Origin of the sequence: Nocardia sp. NPDC058499, from assembly GCF_042719915.1 — a bacterium.
GTDB lineage: Bacteria > Actinomycetota > Actinomycetes > Mycobacteriales > Mycobacteriaceae > Nocardia.
Genome location: NZ_JBHXMZ010000009.1, coordinates 190238 through 211324 on the forward strand (window position 1 = coordinate 190238; position 21087 = coordinate 211324).

Here is a 21087-nt window from a genome sequence, read left to right on the forward strand (position 1 = left end):
ATGTCACCTGTTCGGCTCGCTCGGTGGTGGCGGCGCCTGCCGGCGAGCGGGTTCGAGCGCCGGCGAGGTCCGGGACCGGGCTACCAGGATTCGGTGTATCGCAGCGGTGAGTGTGCGCCCGGACGGACATCGGGTACGAGAACTGTGGTGTGCCAGCGGTCTTCTTCCCAGAGTTGTTCGGGGAGGTCGGTGTGCAGCCGGTGTTCGAGGGGTTTGGCGAGGGCGATCACCAGGGTGGTGCGTTCGACCAGGCGGCGGCGTTCCCAGGTCATCGGGCCGGAGACTTCCAGTACCCCGGGTCCGGGGCCGATGGTCGCGGGAATGTGCACGGCCAGCGGCTGCGAGGTCCAGGTGGTGGGGTAGTCGTAGTAGCGGGCGACGTAGGTGCGGGGGGTGGTTTCGGTGCCGAAGGACAGTGCCGACAGCGCCCAGTCGACGCTGGGCAGGCCGAACAGATCCCAGAACTGAGACGACATCCACGAGTGGATGGGGAGAGCGATCGTCCGGTCGTCCCGGACGATCGCTGGGGAATTGATGTGTAGCAGGGTGATTTCGGTGGTGCGGGTGCGCATACTCGGGTTGGTCAGATCGATCATCGGGCGGGGCGAGGCGCGGCGGCGACGGTGTGGCTGTACGGGACTGCTTCGAGCAGGGTGACCGCGATTTCGGTGCCGTTGGGCACCTTGTAGCTGCGTTGTTCGCCGCGGCGGGCGCCGGTGAGCGCGGCGCCGAGGGGGGAGTCGGGGGAGTAGACGTCGAAGTCGCTGTGTTCGGCGTCGCGGCTGCCGAGCAGGAAGGTTTCGGTGTCGTCGGTGTCGTCGTAGCGGATGGTGAGCACCATGCCGGGTTCGGCGATTCCGTCGTCCGGCGGGTCTTCGCCGAAGACGGCGTTGCTCAGCAGGTTCCGGATATGCGCGATGCGGTTCTGGCGCTGGTGCCGGGCGGCGAACTGATCGTCTGTGTCGGCGGCCTCGGTATGGCCCGCGTTTTCGATGGCGAGCAGTTCGGCGAGCTCGGCCTCGAGTTGTTCGCGGGCGTGCGTGGTCAGCCAGATGGGCGAGCTGCTGGTCATATCCGTCCTACAGGGTCGTCAGGGGAAGGTGGGTTCGGCCGTCGGGGCGGCGGAGGGAGGGAGAAGAGGGCCGCCCCGACGGCAGAACTCCGTGGAGCCGGGTCCTCAGGACACCGGCTCCACGGATGGGGGAATGGCCGAAGGGCTCAGCCGGGTGCCGGGGTCACCACCCGGCACCGTGCTGCTCGTTCGCGGTCGAGCCGACTCGTTACGCGCGCCATGCTCACCTCCACGTCGAACGATGCGCTTTACAGCCATGATGACGCGGCAACCACCGGGTCGCATGTCCGCACGGCACAGTTTTGGTCCCGCTGGTTGTTCGATTTCTACAACGAGGGGCGGTCGTCGCCGAATGCGGCGAGGTCGATCGTCATCGCGAGGCGCGTGCGCGCATCCGCCAGGTCCAGGACGGCGATTTCACGCATTTTCCGCATGCGGTTGCGGACCGTGTTCGGGTGGACGCCGAGCCGGCCGCCGGCTTCGGCGAGGTCGCCCTGGGCGTCGAGCCATGCGCGCAGCGTCGCAACGTAGGCGGTGGCGTGCGCGGTGTCGTATCGACGCAGTTCGGCGACCGGGCCGCGGGCCGGTATGCGGCCGGTCTGCGCGGCGGTGCGCAACCGTTGCAGCAGGATCTCGCCCCAGGATTCGTCGTAGGCGGGCGAGTCGCTCTCGGTCGACCCCTGTTCGTGCAATGCCAGGCATTCGTCGGCCTCCTGCCGCGAATCCGGCAGATCGGTGGCCGTGGCCGGCCCGCCGATTCCGGCCGAGAGCGTGACTCGGGCGGGCAGCGCGGCCCGCAGGGCGGCGACCCAGTCGCGGGCGGTGCGGACTTGCTCGCCGGGCAGGATCGTGTAGACGGTGTTGTCCGACAGTGTGCTGCGTCCCGGGCGTGACCAGCCGAAACCGAAGGTGGCCTGTTCGAAGGCGAGCAGTAAACCGGCATGGCGTTCTGTCGCGATCTGCGCGCGCACCGCGACCACCCGTAACGGTGCCGGCGCCAACCCGAGCCGGCCGGTCACGGTCGCCGCGTCGGGGCTGCCCTCCAGCAGCCGGATCACCAGTTCCGATTCCACCTGGCGCTCCAGGTCCGCGCTGGCCCGCGACCGCAGCAGATGCAGGGCCACCGTGCGGGCACCCTCGGTGAGGGCGGCTCGGCGGGTGCGGGGCAACGGCTTCGTGCAGGCCACCCACACCGAGCCGAGTAGTTCGCGGCCCACGCGCACCGCGACCACCATCCGCCCGTCGAGCCCGAGCCCGGTCTCCGGTTCGACGAACAGCGGTTCGTCGGATCTCAGCAGATGCGCGGGCACACCGCGTGTTTCGAAGAGTTCCCGCAGCGCAACCGGCTGCTGCCGATGCAGTACGGTCTCCGCCAGTGCGCGGTCGGCCGTACCGTGCAGGGTGGAGTGGGCCATCACGCGCGAGAGCGGATCCTCGATGGTGACCGCCCCGTCGACCGCGTCCGCCAGACTGTCGGCCAGCGCGAAGAGATCCGTCGGCCCACGTCCGGACGCGGTTTCGCGCCCCTCCAGCACCAGCCCGTACACCACACCGGCGAGCTGACTCCACGACACCGCGGGATCCACCACCAGCACCGCGACCCCACCGCCGGGTCCGATCGCGGCCGCCTCCCGTTCGGCGTCGGCGCCGCCGCGCACCAGCACCGCGACCGCTTTCGCCGCCCGCGCCCCGAGTACCGCTTCGCTCACCGACCCGGCGCCGACGGCGAGGAAGATATCGCCGGGCGCGGCTTCGGACCCGGTGGCATCGTGCATCGCGACGCTGCGGATCATGGTCGCCCGAGATACCGGGCAGCAGCGTAACCGCACGCCGTACCCGCCGAGCACGTTGACGAGATGATCCAACCGCACCATGAGCGACTCCTGTCCACACCGGTTCCGACACCGTAGCCGCCGCCTCTCGTCCCGCACGCTTCTCGGCGGGGCGAAGCGGCCCGGGGGAACGTGTCGTGCGGTGGTGGGTCAGGCCGTCATCACGGCGCGCCGGACGGTTTCGCGGAGTAGCGCGCGACGCCGGTCGTGTGTCTCCGGCGATTCCTCCGCGGTGGCAGCGTAGACATTGCTGACCGGGGACCAGGCCATGGACATGGAGATCACCAAGGCCATCACGTCGAAGGGGTCGCCGGGGCAGACGAGGCCCGCGGTTTGTGCGTCGGCGATGGCGCCCAGTTTGTGATCGTCGAGCCGGTCGGCATCGTCGACCAGGTGCCCGGCGGGCCGGCGTTCCAGGCGGGCCCAGGTGGCGAGCCGGATCAGGTCGGGGCGGCGGAGGTATTCGTCGTACAACCGCACCGCCCAGTCGGCGAGATCGGTTGCATCGATGGGCACGACGTTCACGATCCGCTCCAGTGAACCGGTGAAGATCGCGTCGAAGAGGCCTTCCTTATTGCCGAAATAGCCGTAGAGCTGCGCTTTGTTCGTGCGCGCGTCCGCGACGATCCGTTCGATCCGGGCCCCGGCGATACCGTGCGCGGCGAACTCGCGGGTCGCCGCCTCGAGAATGCGGTCGCGGGTGGCGGCGCCGCGGGCGGTCAGGGGCTTCTCGGTCATGGCACCCAACGTACAACAGAACAGTCTGTTTACCGATCGCCGATTCCCGGCTACGCTCAATAGACAGAACAGTCTGTTTAAGGAGCTCGATATGAGAACAACGGTCGGCTGGTACGCAGCGGACGCCGCGACGCTACAGCGGGCAATCGTCCCGCGTCGTGCACTGCGCCCGGACGATATCGCGGTACGCGTGGACTACTGCGGTGTCTGCCATACCGACCTCCACGCCGTCCGCGGTTATCGCGGCGAACCGGGCTCGATGCTGGTTCCCGGGCACGAATTCACCGGTGTGGTCACGGAAGTCGGCAGTGATGTGGCCGGATTCGAAATCGGCGACCCGGTCGCGGTCGGTAATATCGTCGACTCCTGTGGTGACTGCGCCATGTGCCGGGCCGGTCAGGAGAATTTCTGCCGCGAGTTTCCCACGCTCACCTACGGCGGCACCGACCGGCGCGACGGGGCGGCCACCTTGGGTGCTTACTCCCGCGAGTACCTGGTCCGCGACCGATTCGCCTACCACCTGCCCGACGGTCTCGACCCCGCCGGTGCGGCTCCCTTGCTGTGTGCCGGAATCACTGTCTGGGAGCCGCTGCGCGCGCTCGGGGTCGGACCGGGCACCCGCGTCGCGGTGGCCGGACTGGGTGGCCTGGGCCATCTGGCGGTGAAATTGGCCGTCGCACTGGGCGCCGAGACCGCGGTGGTCAGCAGATCCCGGGACAAAGCCGCCGACGCACACCGGCTCGGCGCACACGCGTTCCTGGTCTCCACCGACGATGCCGAAATGAACACAGCCAGAGATAGTTTCGATGTCGTGATCGATACGATTTCCGTCCCGCACGATCTTGGTCCCAATCTACGGCTGGTTGCCCTCGACGGAACACTCAGCCAGGTCGGATACCTGGGCCCGGTCACCGTCCAGACCAGCGATCTGCTCATCGGCCGCAAGAAACTCGGCTCGGCCGGCAGCGGCGGCCGCCCCGCCACCACCGCCCTCCTGGACTTCTGTGCCCGGCACAGCATCACCGCCGATATCGAAATCCTGCCGTCGGCGCGGGTGAACGAAGCCCTCGACCGGCTCGAACGCAACGACGTCCGCTACCGCTTCGTACTCGACCTTTCCGATCTGGACTGACCGAGGATCGACCCGTGACCCTCAGGGCATCCGCGCGGTCCCACCGAGTCCCACGTCGAGCACCGACCCGGTGGTATAGCGCCCGGATTCACCGACCAGATGATCGACCGCGTCGGCGATCGCCTCCGGTGGGCACCACGGGATCCGCATGGGGCTCATCCGTGCGTACCGTGGTTCGACCTCTTCCCGGGCAGGGTTGTCCATGTCGGGGGCGAACAGGGAATACAGGGCCGGGTTGTGCAGCATCGGCGTGTCGACATTGGTGGGGCAGACGACATTCGCGGTCACGCCGGTTTCCGCGTATTCGAGAGCGACGGATTTGACGAGGCCGATCACACCCCATTTGGAGGCCGAGTAATGCGCGAGATTCGGGGTGCCCTGCCGCCCGCTCATCGACGAGATGGCGACGACCCGGCCCCATCCGCCGGTCATATGGGGCAGGACCGCGCGAAGACAATTGAATGTCCCGGTCAGGTTGGTGGCGAGCATATCCGACCACATGGCGTCGGAGAGTTCGGTGACGGGTGCGAAACCGACGATTCCCGCGCAGGTGACGAGAATATCGATCCGGCCCGACTGCTCGGCGGCGGAATCGGCGAAGGCTGTGACGGCGGCGGCGTCGCGGACATCGAGGACCGAGGTGGTGCAGTGTCCGCCGTCCGCGTCGATCAGTCGGGCGGTTTCCGCGAGATCGTCCGCGGTGGCCAGGGGGTACGGGGCGGTATCGCTGGGCGCGCACAGGTCGGCGAGCCGGAGGGTGGCGCCTCGGCGGGCCAGCGCCCGCGCGATAGCGCGACCCTGGCCGCGCGCGGCGCCGGTGACGATGGCGGTGCGACCCTCGAGATCACCCCTGGTGGTGTTGTCCGGCGGCATCTTCCATACTCCTCTCGACAATCTGCTTGACCTGCGCCTTGGCGATCTTGCCGCCCGGCGCCAGGGGCATCCGGTCGAGCACCCGCAGCCGTTCCGGCAGGTACTCCCGGGTGATGCCTTGGTCGCGTAACCACGAGTTCAGGTCCGCGAGCGTCAGCTGCCCGGCCTCCGGGGTCAGAGTGACGGCGGCGCAGAGCCGTTCACCGAACAGCGGATCGGGGACGCCCACCGCCGCGACCATTTCCACGGCGGGATGTTCGCGTATGTAGTCCTCCACCTCGAGCGCGGAGATATTCTTCCCGCCGCGGATGATCAGATCCGCCAGCCGGCCCACCACGCGTAGCCGGTCGCTCTGGTCGACTTCGACGATGTCACCGAGCCGGATCCAGCCGTCGTCGGTGAACAGTTCGGCGTTCGCGGCTTCGTCGTTCCAGTAGCCGGGGGACATGAGCGGTCCGTGTACCGCGGGTTGTCCGCGCCGGATACCCGGACCGCCCGCCCCGGTCCCGTCGTCGAGAATGCGGACGTTCATCTCCGGAATCAGGCGCCCGCCTGTCCCGAGCCGGGTCTCCTCGTCGTCGTGGACGGTGGTGCCGCTCGCCGCCCCGGTTTCGTTGGAGCCGTAGAACTGCAGGACCAGCGCCCCGGTGGTTTCCTCGAAGCGTTTGGCCTCGGCGTAAGGTACGGCCTCGCCGCCGGTGAACATGGCACGTAACGCGTCGGCGCGCGACACGTCCCGGTCCGGAGTCTGCAACATCATCCGGAACTGGGTGCTCACACAGGCGAGAATCGTGGCGCGGTGCTCGGCCATCAGATCGATCGCGACCACCGGATCGAACCGGCTCATCACCAATGCCGGCCGGCCGAGCAGCGCGGGCAGGAAATGTGAGGTCCACAGCCCGAAACCGAACGGCGCGGGAACGAATGCGGCGACGACCTCCGCGGGCCGCATATCGGCGTTGCGGCAGGCGATCGCGGCGAACGTGCTCCACCGGCGCTGGGTCTGCATGACCAGTTTCGGTCGCCCGGTAGTGCCGGAGGTGCTGTTGAGCAGGCAGATATCATCCACCGAGAACCCGGGGACGTCCGGGCCCCGATCACTCGGCGCCGCGGCGCCGTCCAGGGTGACCTGCGCTCCCTCGACCAGGACCACATGCGCCGGTGCCGTATCGCGTAGCCGCAGCTCCTGTACCAGTCCGGCGACCGGCACACCGCGGTTCTCGCCCGCGGTCACCAGCACGGTGGACCCCGAGGCCGACATCAGATGAGCCAATTCCGCCGGCCCCGAACGGGCCCCGACGGCTACGGCGAGGACCCCGGCCCGGTAGGCGCCGACGAGCGCCGCATGGAACTCCACGGTATCGGGCAGGTACACCGTGACCGCCGCGATATCGCCGAGGGCGCGCAGCGCGGCGCAGACCCGGTCGGCGAGGCGGTCGTATTCGGACCAGGTGGTCGCGCCGTCCGGGCTGATATACGCGGGTTCGTCCGCGCGGGTGTCAGCCCATCGGCGGACGAGGTCGCTGACGGAGTATCCGGTGCAGGCCTCGGGGTCCGCGGTGAACTCGGGGGTGATTTCGGCTAGGGGAACGTGTTCCATCACAGAGCTTCCTCGAGCATCCCCATGGATGCCCGGTAGGCGGTATCGAGTGCGTCGGCGGTGTCCTTCGGCTCGGAGAGCGAACCCCGGATCATGACGTACCCGCGGTCGACGATCCGGGCCACCCGGTACAGCGCCGGTTCGGCAACGAGCACCGTAATACCCGAATCCGCCAGTGCGCGAACGTGGTCGAGCAGTTCACCGGCGATCTTCGGAGAGAGCCCGGTGGTCATCTCGTCGAGCAGCAACGCCCGCGGCTGCACCAGCAGGGCCCGGGCCAGTAACAGCATCTGCTGTTCCCCGCCGGACAGCACACCGGCGAATTGTTTCGCCCGGGTCCGCAGAATGGGAAACCGGTCGAAAGCCGATTCGAGGACATCGTTGCGGGCACCCAGTAACCGGGCGCCGATCTCCAAATTCTCCCGCACGGTCAGGCGCGGGAACAGTTGCCGGCCCTGCGGGACGAAGGCGACTCCGGTGCGCAGCCTCTTCTGGGCCGGGGCGCCACCGAGATCGTGTCCGTCGAGGGTGACGTTCCCGGTGGCCGGTGTACTACCGAACACCGCCGACAGCAGGCTCGACTTACCCGCCCCGTTCGGCCCCACCACCGCGGTGACCTCGCCCGAACGGGCCTCGAACGCCACATCGCGGACGGCGACGGCTTTCCCGTAGCGGACGGTGAGTCCGTGGGCGCTGATCATCGGGCCTCCTCGGTGGTGCCGAAATACACGGATTGCATTTCCGCGCTGCGCATACAGTCCTGCGGGCTGCCGGTGAACGCGACCGCGCCGTCGGCCAGCAACACCACCGAATCGGCCAGTTCGGCGATGAGGTCGACATTGTGGTCCACCAGGACCACCGAATGCCCCGCCGCGCGGACCTGGTGCACGGCATGGGAGATCGCCGCGATCCCCTCGGTATCGGAGCCGGCGAAAGGTTCGTCCAACAGCAGGACACGCGGTTCGGCGGCCATCGCGCGGGCGATTTCGACCAGCCGCTGAGAGCCCAGACCGAGACTGCCGGTGGGTACCCGGTCGGTGGTGACCCCGTACTCCGCGGCCACCGCCGCCGCCTGGTCCAGCACGGTCCGGGGTGTGCCCGCGAGTCCACGGAGCAGCGCCCGCAGCGAGGCACCGTAGGAACCGATCGACCGTCCGACGATACCGGGCACGATGTTCTCGACCGGGGTGAGCTCCAGTGCCAGCTGTGGATGTTGGAAGGTGCGGGCCAGCCCGGCCCGCGCCCGCACCGCGGGACCGTCGGGCAGCGCCCGCCCGTCGACGTGCACGGTGCCCGCGTCGGGGGTCTGGGTGCCCACGATGCAGTCGACCAAGGTGGTCTTTCCCGCCCCGTTCGGCCCCACCAGGCCGAGCACGCGGCCTGCGGGCAGATCGAAACTCACCTCGTCGACCGCGGTGACGCCGCCGTAGCGCTTGGTCAACCCGGTCACGGACAGTAGAGCTGTGGTTGTCATCGTTGTCACCTCCTGTCCGTGGTCCGGGACGGTATGAACCGTTGCAGAAGCCGGTGTGCCCAGCCGATCACACCGCCGGGTGCGAGCAGGAGAATCACCAGGACGACCACGGCCAGCAGCAACTCACCCGACCCCTGATATCCGGGCATGTTCAGCGTGACTCCCACGACGATCAACGCTCCGAGGGGAGCACCCCACGCCGATCCGCGGCCGCCGATGATGGGCATGAAGATCGCCAGGAACACCAGGTCCAGCCCGAAGGTCTCCGGTGTCACCGCTTGCACGGAGACGGTGAACAGCGCACCACCCGTGGACGCGATCGCCGCGCCGACGGCCAGCGCCACCACGGTCAGATGGGTCGGGGAGATCCCGGCGGACTGCACCGCCGGCGCATTCTCCCGCGCCGCGGACAGTGAAAGCCCCCACGCCGACCGGCGCAGCCGATCGATCAGCACCGCGACCGCGCAGACGAAGACGATCGCGGCCACCACCTGGGCGTAACGCGGTGGTTCCCAGCCGAACAGCGACGGCACCGGAATATTCGCGATCCCCGACGATCCGCCGGTGATGGAGGTGGCGTCGCCGAGCCAGTGCTCGAAGGCGATGGCGAACAACAGGGTGACGGCGGCGAGGTAGAACCCGGACAACTTCCTGGTCGCCACGGCGAGGACGAGGGCGACCGCGGCGGCGATCACCATTCCGGCGAGCCAGCCCCACCACGGCGAAAGTCCTTGTTTCACCGATAGATACGCGACAGCATACGCGCCGATGGCCGCATAGGCGCTGTAGGCCATGGACAGCGAACCGGCCAGCACGAACGGCAGGTACATACCGAGCGCCACCAGCGCGTAGGTGGCGGCCAGGAACACCAGGTCCTGCCGGTAGAGGCTGGGACCCATCCAGAGCAGTACCGCGGCGAGGACGGCCAGGCAGATACCCAGCTCCCCGAGTACGGTCCGCGCTGCGGCCGTACCGGTTCTGGTGGCCGGGGCAGCGGTTTCGGTGGTCGTGACAACAGCCATCACACCCGCACCTTTCGTTGGAACAGGCCTTCGGGCCGGAACGCGAAGAACACGAGGGCGACGAGGAAGATAGCGATCGAACTACCGGTCGCGCCGAAATAGAAACTGCCGAACACCTGCACCCAGCCGAGCGCGAGCCCGCCGACCAGGGGCGCCCACGGCTTTCCGGTGCCGCCGACGACCAGGGCGAGGAAGCCGGTGAGCGTCCAGGACAATCCGCTGGTGAACTGGGCGCCGGATTTGGCCGCGAAGATGATCCCCGCGATTCCGGCGATGGCGCCGGACAGGCCGAAGGCCCACAACCGGACACGGTTCACATCGACGCCGATCATCCGGGCCGCATCGTGGTTGTCACCGACCGCGCGCAACAGCTGGCCCGTGGCGGTGGAACGCAGCCAGAGCACGGTGGCGGCCAGCGCGACCGCGGTGACCAGGATGATGGTCGCCGTCGTACCCTGCACACCGACCGATCCGATGCGGAAGTCGGGCAGTCCGAGCAGATTCGGCACCGAGACCGGGGTCCGGCCGAAAACCGTGCCCGCCAGCTGCTGAATCGCGAACAGTGTCGCCGTGACGGCGACCAGGGCGGGTAGTTCGGCGCCGCCGGAGCGACGCTGCACGGGCCGCACCACCACGATCTCGGTGACCAGCGATATCCCCACTGCCACCGCGATACCCAGGATCGCGCCGAGCAGGATCGGCACACCCCAGTGCGCGGCGGCGTAGCCGGCGAGCAGTGCGGCAGCCATCGCATACGGGCCCGCGGCGAAGTTGAAGAACGAGGCGCCCACCACGACCAGATAGATCGACAAGGCGACGAGCGCGAAGAAACAGCCGATTTCGATGGCGGCGAGCCACAACTGCGGATCAGTCATCGACCGGCCCCCTTCGGCGTGCATTCCGGCTGGTATTCCGGCCAGGGGCCGGTGGGAACGTTATCGGGGCCGAATTCGACGAGCACCAGACCGCAGGCCGAATCGGGGGCGATATGGTCGTCCGGCGCGAACGACAGGGTCAGCGGTGCCTGCCCGAAGCTCGCCGGAACATCCCGGACCTGCTGCATCGCCTCGTTGAGACGATGCCGATCGGTATGTGTTCCGGCGAGTTCGATCGCCCGCGCCAGCAACATCACCGAGTCGTAGGCCTGGGCATCGTAGGCGGTCAGCGAGTAGTCCGGTCCCTTGACGGTCCGCAGCCAGTCCTGCAGTTCCGCGGTCCGGGGGTTGCTGTCGCTGAGACTGCCCATGTACACGAGGCCGTCGAGCGAACCCGGTGCCGCGAGTTTCCACGACTGGGGCTGGTTCCCGATCGACGCCAGCGAGAAGCGCTGCAACCCGGGCGCGAGCCGGTGCACCGTGTTCTGCGCGAGCAGTTCGAAGTTGCCGCCGACGCTCGCGACGAGCACCACATCGGGGTCGCTGTCGAGTAGCCGGCTCACCCCGGCGGTGAGGTCGGCAGCGTCGACGGCGGCTTTCGCGGTGCCGACGATATCGATGCACTCCCGCAATTTCGGGTAGAGCGTATCGAGAATGCCCGCGATCGCGGGACTGGAATCGGCCAGCACCCCGAGCCGCTTCTTGCCCTGTGCCGCGAACGCGCCGCAGTAGACGTCGGCGTACTGGGCCAGCGGATTGGGCACCATATACGCGTATTCGTTACCGGGTGGCCCGGCGACCGCATCGGTCAGCGCGGTCGGTGCGATGGTGACGACCTCGGTGGACTGCGATATCTGCTTGGCCTGCAACGCGGAACCGCTTCCCGTGGCGAGGATGACCGCGGAGGCGCCCTGGTCGACCAGTTTGCGGATGATGGAGGGCGTATTCGTCGGACTGCTCTCGTCGTTCTCCACCACCAGCCGGACCTCTTTACCGTTGATCCCGCCGTCGGCATTGAGCCGGTTCACCGCGGCGCGGACGGTATTGCCGGCGATCGTCGAATACGACGCTCCCGGTCCGGTCGAATCCTCGTCCATCCCGATAACGATGTAATCGTCCACCGGTTCGCGGACCTGGGCACATCCCGCCGGCAACAATGCCGCGGCCAGCACCCAGGCGAGTACCCGGGTACGTCTCATGAGACCACCACCAATCAAGCAGGTGCTTGGTATGAACCAAGCGATCGCTTGAGAGTGTGGCCTGTGCCACTGCTTCTGTCAACAAGTTCCTGTGCGCAGCATGGGCACGAAGCGGGCTACGGCTCGTCGACCAGGCGTTTCGCCAGCTCATCGAGCCGGTGCTCGATCCGGTCGAGCCGGTCGATGATCGGCCGGTCGGCACTGTCCGGTCCGCTGCTCGCCACGTCCGCCGGGGCGGCACCACCGTCGACAAAAGCCGCCACCACGGTGTCGGTCACCTCGTCGCGCCGCTCCGACAGATGTTCGCGGTGATACCGGATCGACCACCACACGCCTTCACGCAGCATTCGCGCGAAATCGACCGGGTCGAGCCCGGCGCGTAGTTCCCCGTTCGCGCTCGCCCGGGTGGCCGCATCGATCCAGAAGGTATGCGCCGTACGCACCGCATCCGCGATCGCATCGGGCGCGCCCGGCCCGTGGTACGACATCTCGTTCTGATAGATCTCGGTGGCATACGGATGCATCTCGGCGATCTCGATCGACGAGTAGACGAGCGCGCGCAGCTCTTCGCGCATCCCGCTCACATGTGGCAGTACGGAGCGGTAGCGGGAGTTCAGATCGGTCAGGAAATCGTCGAGTATCGCGAACGCGATCGCATCCTTCGACGGGAAATGGTGGTAGAGGCTGCCGGACAGCATGCCGACCCCCTCCGCGATATCCCGGACGCTGGTGCCCGCCACTCCGTTCTCGACGAACAGCCCGGCGGCAACACGTTTGATCTGATCTCGGCGGCTGACCACCCGCTCATCCTTCCTGCCGATTGCCGCTACTGTCGAGCGGCCGTGCCTCGGAGTGGGACAGTGTGGTCGCGACGGCCGCCGGTGGGGCGCCGAGTGCACGCGCCCGGGAGTGGGGCAGGAGCGCACGCCGATATCGAAGCTGCCCCTGGTCGCCGAGCGCATTCCGGCTTCGGCAACGGCGTCGACGCGGCCCTGGTGATCACACCGCGACGGCGGGCAACTCTGTCGCCGGAACCGGGCGACGGGCAGGATCGGGCGAGGGCACGGCGGCGACGAGCGCGCGGGTGTGGGACCGGCGCGGGTTGGTGAATACGGTGTCGACCGGGCCCACCTCCAGTACCGATCCGGAGCGCAGCACCGCGACCCGGTCGGCGACCTGATGCACCACCGCCAGATCGTGGCTGATGAACAGGCAGGCGAATCCCAGGTCGCGCTGGATATCGGTGAACAGGGTCAGGACTTCGGCCTGGACGGAGGCGTCGAGGGCGCTGGTGGGTTCGTCGGCGATGAGCAGGCGTGGGCGCAGGGCGAGGGCACGGGCCAAGGCGACGCGCTGGCGTTGCCCGCCGGAGAGCTGGTGCGGGAATCGGCCGGCGAAGGCGGTGGGCAGGCGTACCGCCTCCAGGAGGTCGAGGACCCGCTGCCGGCGCTCGCGGGGTGTACCCACCTTGTGCACGTCGAGGGGTTCGCGAATGCCGGCGGCGATCGTGAGCCGGGGGTCGAGGGATGTCGCGGGATCTTGTGGCACCACCGCGATATCGCGGCGTAGTTCACGCAACCGGCGGGGTGACAGGGCAGCCAGTTCCTGGCCGTCGACGAGTACCCGGCCGCCGGTGACCGGTTCCAGACCGGTCGCGATCCGGCCGAGTGTGGTTTTCCCGGAACCGGATTCGCCGACCAGGCCGAGTACTTCGCCGCAGTGGACGGTGAGGTTCACCGATTCGACGGCACGGAAGGCGGGTTGCCCGTGGCGGGCCGGGTAGGTGACGGTGGCCGCGTCGAACTCGAGAACCGCGGGCGTGGCGGGCCCGGCGCCGGGTGCCGTCTCGCCGGAGTCTTCGGGCAGCCGGGGCACCGCGTCCAGCAGGGCACGGGTGTACGGATGGGTGGGGGCGTCGAACAGGGAATGCGTATCGCCGGTTTCGACGATCCGGCCGGCCTGCATCACCAGGACACGATCGGCGTACTGGGCTACGACACCCATATTGTGCGTGATCAGCAGGACCCCCATACCGGTGCGCCGGCGGATCCGGTCGAGCAGGGCCAGAATCTCGGCCTGCACCGTGACATCGAGCGCGGTGGTCGGCTCGTCGGCGACGAGGAGATCCGGTTCGCCCGCCAGGGCCAGCGCGATCGCGACCCGCTGCTTCTGCCCGCCGGACAACTGGTGCGGGTAATACTTCACCCGCCGGGCCGGATCGGGGATCTCGACCCGGTCGAGTAGTCCGACGGCGAGCCGATCGGCCTCGGCCGCCGATATGCGGCGATGGGCGCGGATCGCCTCGCGTAGCTGCCATCCCACCCGGCGTACCGGGTTGAGGGCGTTCTGCGGATCCTGGAAGATCAGCGCTACCTTGGTGCCACGTAACCGGTTCAGCTCGGTATCGGTGGCGCCGAGGATATCGGTACCGTCGAGGGTGATTGCCCCGGTGGCGGCGGCACCGGCGGGGAGCAGCCCCAGAATCGCGCGCGCGGTCAGGGATTTTCCGGAACCGGATTCGCCCACCAGGGCCGCGATCTCACCGCGGTCGACCGCGAACGAGATTCCGTCGACCGCGGGATGGTTGTGCCCGAAGGCGAGACCTAATGCGCGGACGGTCAACAGGGCGGTGGACGCCGGGACGGGAGTGGGCACGGGAAGCTCCTTCGAGCCGGTGGGGTCACTGCCGCCGGGACCGGGCGGCGAGTGCTTGGGAGATCAGCAGCAGGCCGAGCACGAGCACGACCACGACGGTGAGCGGGCCGACCACGAAGAACGGAGAATGGTAGGCGCTCTGGGCTCCCTCTTTGATGAGGGTGCCCAGCGAGGGCGTCGGCGGGGTGACACCGAGCCCGAGGAAGCTCATGGCGCCTTCGATGAACACGGCGACCGACATGGCCAGGGCGAGCTGGACGGTCAGCGGCTCCAGGCAGTTGGGCAACACATGTCGCCGCAGGATCCAGCGCTCACCGGCCCCCAGTGCCCGGGCCGCTTCGACATAGGGCAGCTGCCGCACGGTGAGTACCGAGGTGCGGGTGAGGCGGCCGAATACCGGGATCTCGGCCAGCACGATCACGATGCCGATGGTGCCCACACCTGGGCCGGCGATCATGGTCAGGGCGATGGCCAGGATGATCGTGGGGAAGGCGAGGATCAGGTCGAACGACCGCTGGATCGCGGTATCGACGCGCCCGGAGTGGGATGCGGCCAGTCCGAGCAGTGCGCCGAGCGCCGCGCCGATCGGTACCGCCAGGAAGATCACGAGTAGATCGATCCGGATGCCGTACAGGGTGCGCGAGAGGATATCGCGGCCCACCGAGTCGGTGCCGAACGGATGCGTACCGCTCGGGCCGCTCAGGGTGGCGCCGGCGAACTGCTGATCCGGTGCGTGCGGTGCGAGCCAGGGGGCGAGCAGCCCGGCTACGGCCACGAGCGCCACCAGGATCAGCCCGGCCAGGCCGCGACCGGTGCGCAGTGCGCCCCAGCGGCTGTCCCGGTCGTTCTCGTCGGTTCCGGGGGCCTCGTCCGCAGGTGCGGGCCGGATGTGCAGAGTCATACCGTGGCTCCCAGCCGGATTCGCGGATCCAGTGCGGCGTTCACCAGATCAGTGATCAACTGCACGACCACGAACAGGACCACCGAGAACAGCAGCATCACCTGCACCACCGGGTAGTCCCGGCCCGAGATCGCGCGTTCGATCAGATGCCCGAGTCCCGGCCAGGCGAAGATCGCCTCCACCAGAACGGCGCCGCCGAGCAGATGTCCGATCTGGATGCCGAGCACGGTGACGGTGGCCGGTAGCGCATTCGGCAAAACCTGGGTGAGCACGATGCGATGACGCGGAATGCCGAGCGCCCGGGCGGTGGTGACATACGGTTCGGCGAGCTGGCTGCGCAATGATTCGGTGAGGAAGCGGGTCAGCGCCGCAGCGATCGGCAGGGCCAGGCAGACTGCGGGCAGGATCAGATACTGCGCCGAGATCGCCGGGTCGTCGAGGAAGCCGTGGCGCGGGATACCGCCCGCGGGCAGCACCATCCAGACCACACCGAACAGCACCACCAGGATCGTGCCGGTGACGAAATTGGGGACGGCCACCGCGACGGTGCCGAACGCGGTCACCACACTGTCGAGCCATTTCCGGCGGGCGATCACCGAGCCGGTGGCGGCGGTGAACGCGATCACGATCGCCAGCAGCAGCGCGGTCACCGCGAGGAGCAGCGTATTGCCCAGGGCGTCGAGCAGCAGGGTGCCGATATCGCCGCCCAGGATCAGTGAGCGCCCGAAATCGAGGGTGGCGATATCGCCGATCCAGGCGAAGTACTGACCGAACTGGGAGCCGGTGAGCCCCAGTTCTTCTCGTAACGCGGCCAGCGCTTCCGGGGAGGAATCCGGGCCGGCCAGGATCAGTGCCGGATCGCCCGGGACCAGCCGCAGCAGCGTGAAGATCACCACCGAACCGGCGGCCAGGACGAGTAGTGCGGACGGAATCCGCCGCAGACTGTAGTTCAGCAATGTGGTCAGCTCCCCAGGTAGGCGTCGCTCAGGTCGAGCTCGGACCGCTTCGACCAGGTCACACCATGCAGAGCGGGCGACATGGCGAGCTCGTTCTCCTTGTTGAACAGTTCGATCACGAAGACGTTGTCGAGCAGTTCGGTATTGAGTGCCCGGTAGGCGTCCTGCGCTTCGCGGCTGTTCGGATCGACAGCGCGCCACGCGGATTCGACCGCGCGGAGATAGTCCGGATCGGTGAAGTTGGAGGTGTTCTTGTGCGCGTTGAACGGGAAGGCGCCGGTCGGCAGTGTTACCGGGGTGTACTGCGTGTAGGTGTGGGCGGTGATCCACAGGCCGCCGAAAGTGCCGCCGATGAGATGTTCCAGGGTGGTCGGGTAGTCCATCGGCTGGAGCGTGGTCTCGATCCCGGCGGCGGCCAGATCGGCCTGGATGATCTGGGCGACGGCCTCGGAATCGAGCGAACCCGTGGTGTAGCTGATCGGAATCACCGGAATTTCACCGGCTTCGGCGACCAGCGCCCGGGCCCGCTCCACATCGTGGCCGTAGGTGGTGTTGCGGCTCGCGTCGTAGGCGGGGGAGTAGTCGGGCCACGGCAGATCGGCGACTGTTCCGTGCCCCTGGTAGACATCGCCGAGAAGACGATCGGAATCCACCGCGTACGCGATCGCCCGGCGCAATCGGACATCGCTCAACCCGGGTGCCCGCACATTCGCGCCGAGATACCAGTTGTGCGCGACTCCCGTCTGCGTCACGACCTGGAGCGCGGATCGGGCGGCCAGCGCGTCCGCGTCCCGCGGCGCGACCGAGAGCAGCAGGTCGAGCTGGCCGGTGCGCAGCTGTGAGATACGGGTCTGTGGATCGGGCACGATCACGTATTCGACCCCGTCCAGATGAGGTGCGCCGCCCCAATAGTGTTCATTGGCCTCGAAATCCATCGACACACCCGGTTTCCAGCCCGTGAACCGGAAGGCACCGGTGCCGTTGTAACCGCGGCCGGTGTCGAAATCCGCGAGCGTGTGGCGGTCGATGATCGGGACGATTTCCAGGAGATCCAGGATGTTCCCGGCCGGCTGGGCGAGTTCGAGCGTTATCGCATGCGGGTCGGCGGTGTCGTAGCCGGTGATCAAGGCGGCGGTGCGGGCGAGCTGGCCGGCGCGAGTGGGGTCGGCGTAGGTGGTGAGGCTGAACTGCACGTCCGCGGAGGTGAAGGGCCGGCCGTCGTGGAAGGTCACATCGTCACGCAGCTCGATATCGACGGTCCGGCCGTCCGGAGCGACCTGCCAGGATTCGGCCAGTGCCGGTTGCGCATCCAGGCTGTCCGGGGGATAGGTGATCAGTGTGTCGTAGACCAGGCCGGTGATCATCGTCTGCGCCGGCGCACCCGCGTACAGGGAGGCCGGGGTGAGATCGCCGGCATCGCCGATCCGCAGCACGCCACCCTCGGTGACCTCCGCGCCGGCCCCGGAACCCGCCCGGTCCACCGCGGACCGGCACCCGGCCAGGGCGAGGATCGCAGCCAGGCACAGGGCGAGAACCGGAAGGGCGCGTACGGACGTGGTGCGGCTGAACACGGGAAGTCCTTTCGAGGCCGGTCGGACCGGCCCCGCGGATGCGGAACCGGTCCGACCGGGCAGCGGATGGATCAGGCGTCGAATCCGGGGAAACGATCCACGGGATCGACGATCGAGAAATGCGAGGCATCACCGGTGCGGATACGGCTGGGCTCGTTGTCCACCGAGACCGGGATATCGCCGGCCAGCGTCACCCGGTGCACGCTGCGCTTGTGGTCGCCGTAATCGGCGATCCCGTAGTGCTGGGTGGCGCGGTTGTCCCAGATCACCAGATCACCCGGGGTCCAGGCCCAGCGCAGGGTGTTCTCCAGGCGGACGATGCGATCCTGCAGCAGCTGGAACAGCGCCGCCGATTCCGAGGTCTTCAGACCCACGAAGTTTTTGACGAAATGGCCGAGCAGCAGCGACTTCTCACCGGTTTCGGGGTGAATCCGCACCACCGGATGTTCGGTTTCGAACACGATGCGGGTGAAGTTCTGCATATGGTTCGAGGCGGCGATACCCCGGGCCTTGGGGTCGGCGTGGACGCCGGCGTAGTCGTATTCGTTGCTGTGCACCGCCCACAACTTCTCGACCAGCGCCTTCAGCGGTTCGGGCAGCTGATCGTAGGCTGCGGTGGTGGAGGCCCAGGTGGTGGCGCCGCCGTAGGGCGGGATATCCACGGCGCGCAGGATGGACGCCTTCGGGATGCGGTCGATGAAGGTGACATCGGTATGCCAGCTGTTCGCGGCGCCCTCGATCACGAGCGTCCGATTGTCCTCGGAGGTGAGGGTCGGATGTGTGGTGGTCGGCGAGCCCAGCGTCGAGGCGAACCGGTATTGGGTGTCGTCGTCGACATGGTGCTGGCCGCGGAAAACCACCACCTTGTTGGTGGCCAGGGCGTAGCGGATGGCGAACGCGGTCTCGCTGCTGATATCGCCGGAGATATGGACGCCCTCGATGAGCGCGCCGATATTCTCGCCCAGCTTGGTGACGGTGATACCGCCGGCGGCGTAGATATCGGCTGCGGTGACGGGACGACTCTCGGTGGTGGTCACGGTGGTCTCCTGACGGTCGAACGGTGGGTCGGCCCCGGATCGGATCAGGCCGGAAAGCAGGCCGAATGTCAAAGTAATCGCGCCGCATTAATTTGATAATGAATGCGATCCTGATGATTCTTTGCTTGCGCGCATCACGCGGAATGGGTTCTCCGGCGACGCGGCCGGGCGGCGAGCGCGCTGCTCAGCGGCGGTCCGGCCGGGAGCCGGAAACCGTTGCCGGGGCGGTAGGGTGAACGCCCATGACCGCCAGACGCGGCCGCTACGGTGCGGGTGAAGGAACCCGGGTACTCCTGATAGAAACAGCTGAGCGCCTGTTTGCGCGCCGGGGCTACGACGGTGTCACCCTCGCCGATATCCGCAACGCCGCCGGGCAGCACAACGCCTCGGTGATCGGGTACTACTTCGGTTCCAAGGAGAATCTGCTGGGCGCGATTTTCGCGCACCGGCTGCCCTCGATCAGTGCCGACCGGGAAGCGCTGGCCGCGAGTTCGCGGGCGGGCGACGGCGCACCGACAACCCGCGCGGCCTTGTGGATCATGGTGCAACCGCTGGCGAATACGCTGCGCGACGGCAACAACTACGTCGGCCTGCTCGACCGGCTGATGGAAACCGAAATCCTCGCGCGCACCTTCGGTTCCGTCGATCCGGAGATGACCGCGAGTGGGTTCGGGGTGAACCGCGCCCTGCACGCTGCACTCGACGATCTGCCGGAAGAGCTGCGCCGGCAGCGGATCGGCATGGTGTACGAGAGCGTGCTGCACACCCTGGCCCGCTACAACCGCTCCGGCACCGCGCCGGATCGAGGCGAGCTGTCGTCTCTCATCGATGCATGGGACGGTTTACTGCACGCACCGGCGTCCGATGAGACGCGATTGATCCGCGACGGTATCCGGACATAGCAGACCGTCCGGGTAACTCACGGGCCACCGATATATCGGGCGACGGTCCTGGGAAACCTCACAAGGGACTCCCGAACCGCCGAAAATAAGCAGACGCGGCGATAGGCTCCGGCGGCAATAGGTCCAATTAGTTTGTCCGACAGGAGTATCCGTTGCGCCACCTCCTCTTGACCCGCTGGATACCGAGAGCTGCGGGTAGAGCAGCCGCGACCGTTGTGTGCACTGTATTCGCGCTGGCGACTCCGGCGACGGTCGCCGCGGCCGAACCCGCCCCGAGCGAGAACGGCAGCGCACCGGCAGCGTGCTCGACGGCACCCACCTCGGTGACCCGCGAGATCGCCGGTCAGCCGTATCTGCTCCGCGTCCCGAATGGATTGACCGGTCCTGCGCCGCTGCTGGTGGCCCTGCACGGCGGCGGTAGCAATCCCGGAAAGCATGAGCGTGAATCCGGATGGACGGGATTCGCCGGGCAACAGAAGTTCATCGTCGCCTACCCACAGGGCGGTAAGGACGATATCGGCGATCCCAACCGGCCCGATGACCGCAGCTGGTATTACGAGAACGGCGACCGCCGCGACGTCGACTTCCTCTTGGGCGTCATCGCCGATATCCAGGCGAACTGGTGCGTCGACACGAAACGGGTCCATCTGGCCGGCCACTCCAACGGCGGCCAGATGACCTCCCGGATGGCATGCGCGGCTTCACCGCAACTGGGCGCGGTCGCAATGTATGCGGGTGGCTCGCACGGCGGATGCGAAGACGGCGTCCCGGTACGCAAGCTGTCGTTCGGCTTCTTCACCGCCGATAACGACTTCACCCAGCCTACGGTCTTCGCGGCGCACCTCCAGTGGCGCGGCACCATCGGCTGCAGCAACAATGCGGCGACCGAGACCGGACCCGATGTGGCCGAGGGATTTCGGTATTCCTGCGAACAGGGCGCCAACGTTGTGTGGCGCAAGTACAAGGCCGGCGGCCACGGATGGCCCGGCGGCAACCCGGGCGTCGACCTGCGCAACCGCATATGGCAGCTCTTCCAGAACCATCCACTGCCCTGACACCCGGCCGGGCACCGGCCTCTGCAAGGTGTCTTCGCCGGCGCCTGGCCTATCGCAGCTCGAAGCCGAGCAACAGCCACGCCGTACTGCGCCCCCGGACCAGATGGCAGGGTCGGAGGTGATGCGACCAGTGCCTGTCGCAGTATTGCGACGGCGACCTCCGATGGTGCGGTCAGGCCGGTGCCGCGCACGT

General features: G+C 67.8%; 20 protein-coding genes. 3 read left to right on the top strand and 17 right to left on the bottom strand.

Annotation, left to right across the window (positions count from 1 at the left end):
• Nucleotides 1–80 precede the first annotated feature (80 nt).
• From ACFWPH_RS25690 to ACFWPH_RS25705, 4 genes are all read right to left on the bottom strand, one after another.
• Complete coding sequence (locus ACFWPH_RS25690) at nt 81–596, bottom strand: hypothetical protein (protein WP_378754666.1); 516 nt, start codon at nt 594–596, stop codon at nt 81–83.
• On the bottom strand, nt 593–1072 hold the full coding sequence (locus tag ACFWPH_RS25695; RefSeq protein ID WP_378754667.1) for a GreA/GreB family elongation factor: 480 nt from the start codon (nt 1070–1072) through the stop codon (nt 593–595). Before ACFWPH_RS25695 ends, ACFWPH_RS25690 begins: the two co-directional genes overlap by 4 nt.
• A 326-nt stretch (nt 1073–1398) precedes the next feature.
• A complete protein-coding gene (locus ACFWPH_RS25700) occupies nt 1399–2946 on the bottom strand; it encodes a PucR family transcriptional regulator (protein WP_378754668.1) in 1548 nt (515 codons plus the stop codon).
• 108 nt (nt 2947–3054) lie between these two features.
• The gene (locus tag ACFWPH_RS25705) at nt 3055–3642 is read right to left on the bottom strand and encodes a TetR family transcriptional regulator (RefSeq protein ID WP_378754669.1); all 588 of its coding nucleotides are present in this window, start codon (nt 3640–3642) and stop codon (nt 3055–3057) included.
• A 91-nt stretch (nt 3643–3733) separates the two neighbouring features.
• On the opposite strand from ACFWPH_RS25705, the gene ACFWPH_RS25710 reads away from it, so the two are divergent.
• Nucleotides 3734–4774, top strand: coding sequence for an NAD(P)-dependent alcohol dehydrogenase (locus tag ACFWPH_RS25710; RefSeq protein WP_378754670.1), 1041 nt, complete (start codon nt 3734–3736; stop codon nt 4772–4774).
• A 21-nt stretch (nt 4775–4795) separates the two neighbouring features.
• Here ACFWPH_RS25710 and ACFWPH_RS25715 read toward each other — a convergent pair whose 3' ends face one another.
• The 13 genes from ACFWPH_RS25715 to ACFWPH_RS25775 form a co-directional block, all read right to left on the bottom strand.
• Nucleotides 4796–5647 (bottom strand): mycofactocin-coupled SDR family oxidoreductase, encoded by an 852-nt coding sequence (locus ACFWPH_RS25715; protein ID WP_378754671.1) that lies wholly within the window; start codon nt 5645–5647, stop codon nt 4796–4798.
• The gene (locus ACFWPH_RS25720) at nt 5619–7247 is read right to left on the bottom strand and encodes a class I adenylate-forming enzyme family protein (protein WP_378754672.1); all 1629 of its coding nucleotides are present in this window, start codon (nt 7245–7247) and stop codon (nt 5619–5621) included. Before ACFWPH_RS25720 ends, ACFWPH_RS25715 begins: the two co-directional genes overlap by 29 nt.
• Nucleotides 7247–7948: an ABC transporter ATP-binding protein gene (locus ACFWPH_RS25725; protein ID WP_378754673.1), complete on the bottom strand. Its 702-nt coding sequence runs from the start codon at nt 7946–7948 to the stop codon at nt 7247–7249. The genes ACFWPH_RS25720 and ACFWPH_RS25725 overlap by 1 nt, the downstream gene beginning before the upstream one ends.
• The gene (locus ACFWPH_RS25730; protein WP_378754674.1) at nt 7945–8721 is read right to left on the bottom strand and encodes an ABC transporter ATP-binding protein; all 777 of its coding nucleotides are present in this window, start codon (nt 8719–8721) and stop codon (nt 7945–7947) included. The genes ACFWPH_RS25725 and ACFWPH_RS25730 overlap by 4 nt, the downstream gene beginning before the upstream one ends.
• A gap of 5 nt (nt 8722–8726) precedes the next feature.
• Nucleotides 8727–9743: a branched-chain amino acid ABC transporter permease gene (locus ACFWPH_RS25735; protein WP_378754675.1), complete on the bottom strand. Its 1017-nt coding sequence runs from the start codon at nt 9741–9743 to the stop codon at nt 8727–8729.
• Nucleotides 9743–10618 carry a branched-chain amino acid ABC transporter permease gene (locus ACFWPH_RS25740; protein WP_378754676.1) on the bottom strand — a complete coding sequence of 292 codons (876 nt, stop codon included), beginning with the start codon at nt 10616–10618 and terminating at the stop codon, nt 9743–9745. Before ACFWPH_RS25740 ends, ACFWPH_RS25735 begins: the two co-directional genes overlap by 1 nt.
• Complete coding sequence (locus tag ACFWPH_RS25745; RefSeq protein ID WP_378754677.1) at nt 10615–11817, bottom strand: ABC transporter substrate-binding protein; 1203 nt, start codon at nt 11815–11817, stop codon at nt 10615–10617. Before ACFWPH_RS25745 ends, ACFWPH_RS25740 begins: the two co-directional genes overlap by 4 nt.
• A 116-nt stretch (nt 11818–11933) precedes the next feature.
• Entirely contained in the window at nt 11934–12617 is a 684-nt protein-coding gene (locus ACFWPH_RS25750) for a TetR/AcrR family transcriptional regulator (protein ID WP_378754678.1), read from the bottom strand.
• Between the two features lie 199 nt (nt 12618–12816).
• The gene (locus tag ACFWPH_RS25755) at nt 12817–14472 is read right to left on the bottom strand and encodes a dipeptide ABC transporter ATP-binding protein (RefSeq protein WP_378754679.1); all 1656 of its coding nucleotides are present in this window, start codon (nt 14470–14472) and stop codon (nt 12817–12819) included.
• Between the two features lie 25 nt (nt 14473–14497).
• Nucleotides 14498–15373, bottom strand: coding sequence for an ABC transporter permease (locus tag ACFWPH_RS25760; protein WP_378754680.1), 876 nt, complete (start codon nt 15371–15373; stop codon nt 14498–14500).
• Nucleotides 15370–16329: an ABC transporter permease gene (locus ACFWPH_RS25765; protein ID WP_378754681.1), complete on the bottom strand. Its 960-nt coding sequence runs from the start codon at nt 16327–16329 to the stop codon at nt 15370–15372. The genes ACFWPH_RS25760 and ACFWPH_RS25765 overlap by 4 nt, the downstream gene beginning before the upstream one ends.
• A 5-nt stretch (nt 16330–16334) precedes the next feature.
• Nucleotides 16335–17900: an ABC transporter substrate-binding protein gene (locus tag ACFWPH_RS25770; RefSeq protein WP_378754682.1), complete on the bottom strand. Its 1566-nt coding sequence runs from the start codon at nt 17898–17900 to the stop codon at nt 16335–16337.
• A gap of 71 nt (nt 17901–17971) precedes the next feature.
• Nucleotides 17972–18937 carry a TauD/TfdA dioxygenase family protein gene (locus ACFWPH_RS25775; RefSeq protein ID WP_378754683.1) on the bottom strand — a complete coding sequence of 322 codons (966 nt, stop codon included), beginning with the start codon at nt 18935–18937 and terminating at the stop codon, nt 17972–17974.
• Nucleotides 18938–19179: 242 nt separating this feature from the next.
• On the opposite strand from ACFWPH_RS25775, the gene ACFWPH_RS25780 reads away from it, so the two are divergent.
• Complete coding sequence (locus ACFWPH_RS25780; protein ID WP_378754684.1) at nt 19180–19839, top strand: TetR/AcrR family transcriptional regulator; 660 nt, start codon at nt 19180–19182, stop codon at nt 19837–19839.
• A 215-nt stretch (nt 19840–20054) separates the two neighbouring features.
• Nucleotides 20055–20894: an alpha/beta hydrolase family esterase gene (locus ACFWPH_RS25785; protein WP_378754685.1), complete on the top strand. Its 840-nt coding sequence runs from the start codon at nt 20055–20057 to the stop codon at nt 20892–20894.
• Nucleotides 20895–21087: the final 193 nt, after the last annotated feature.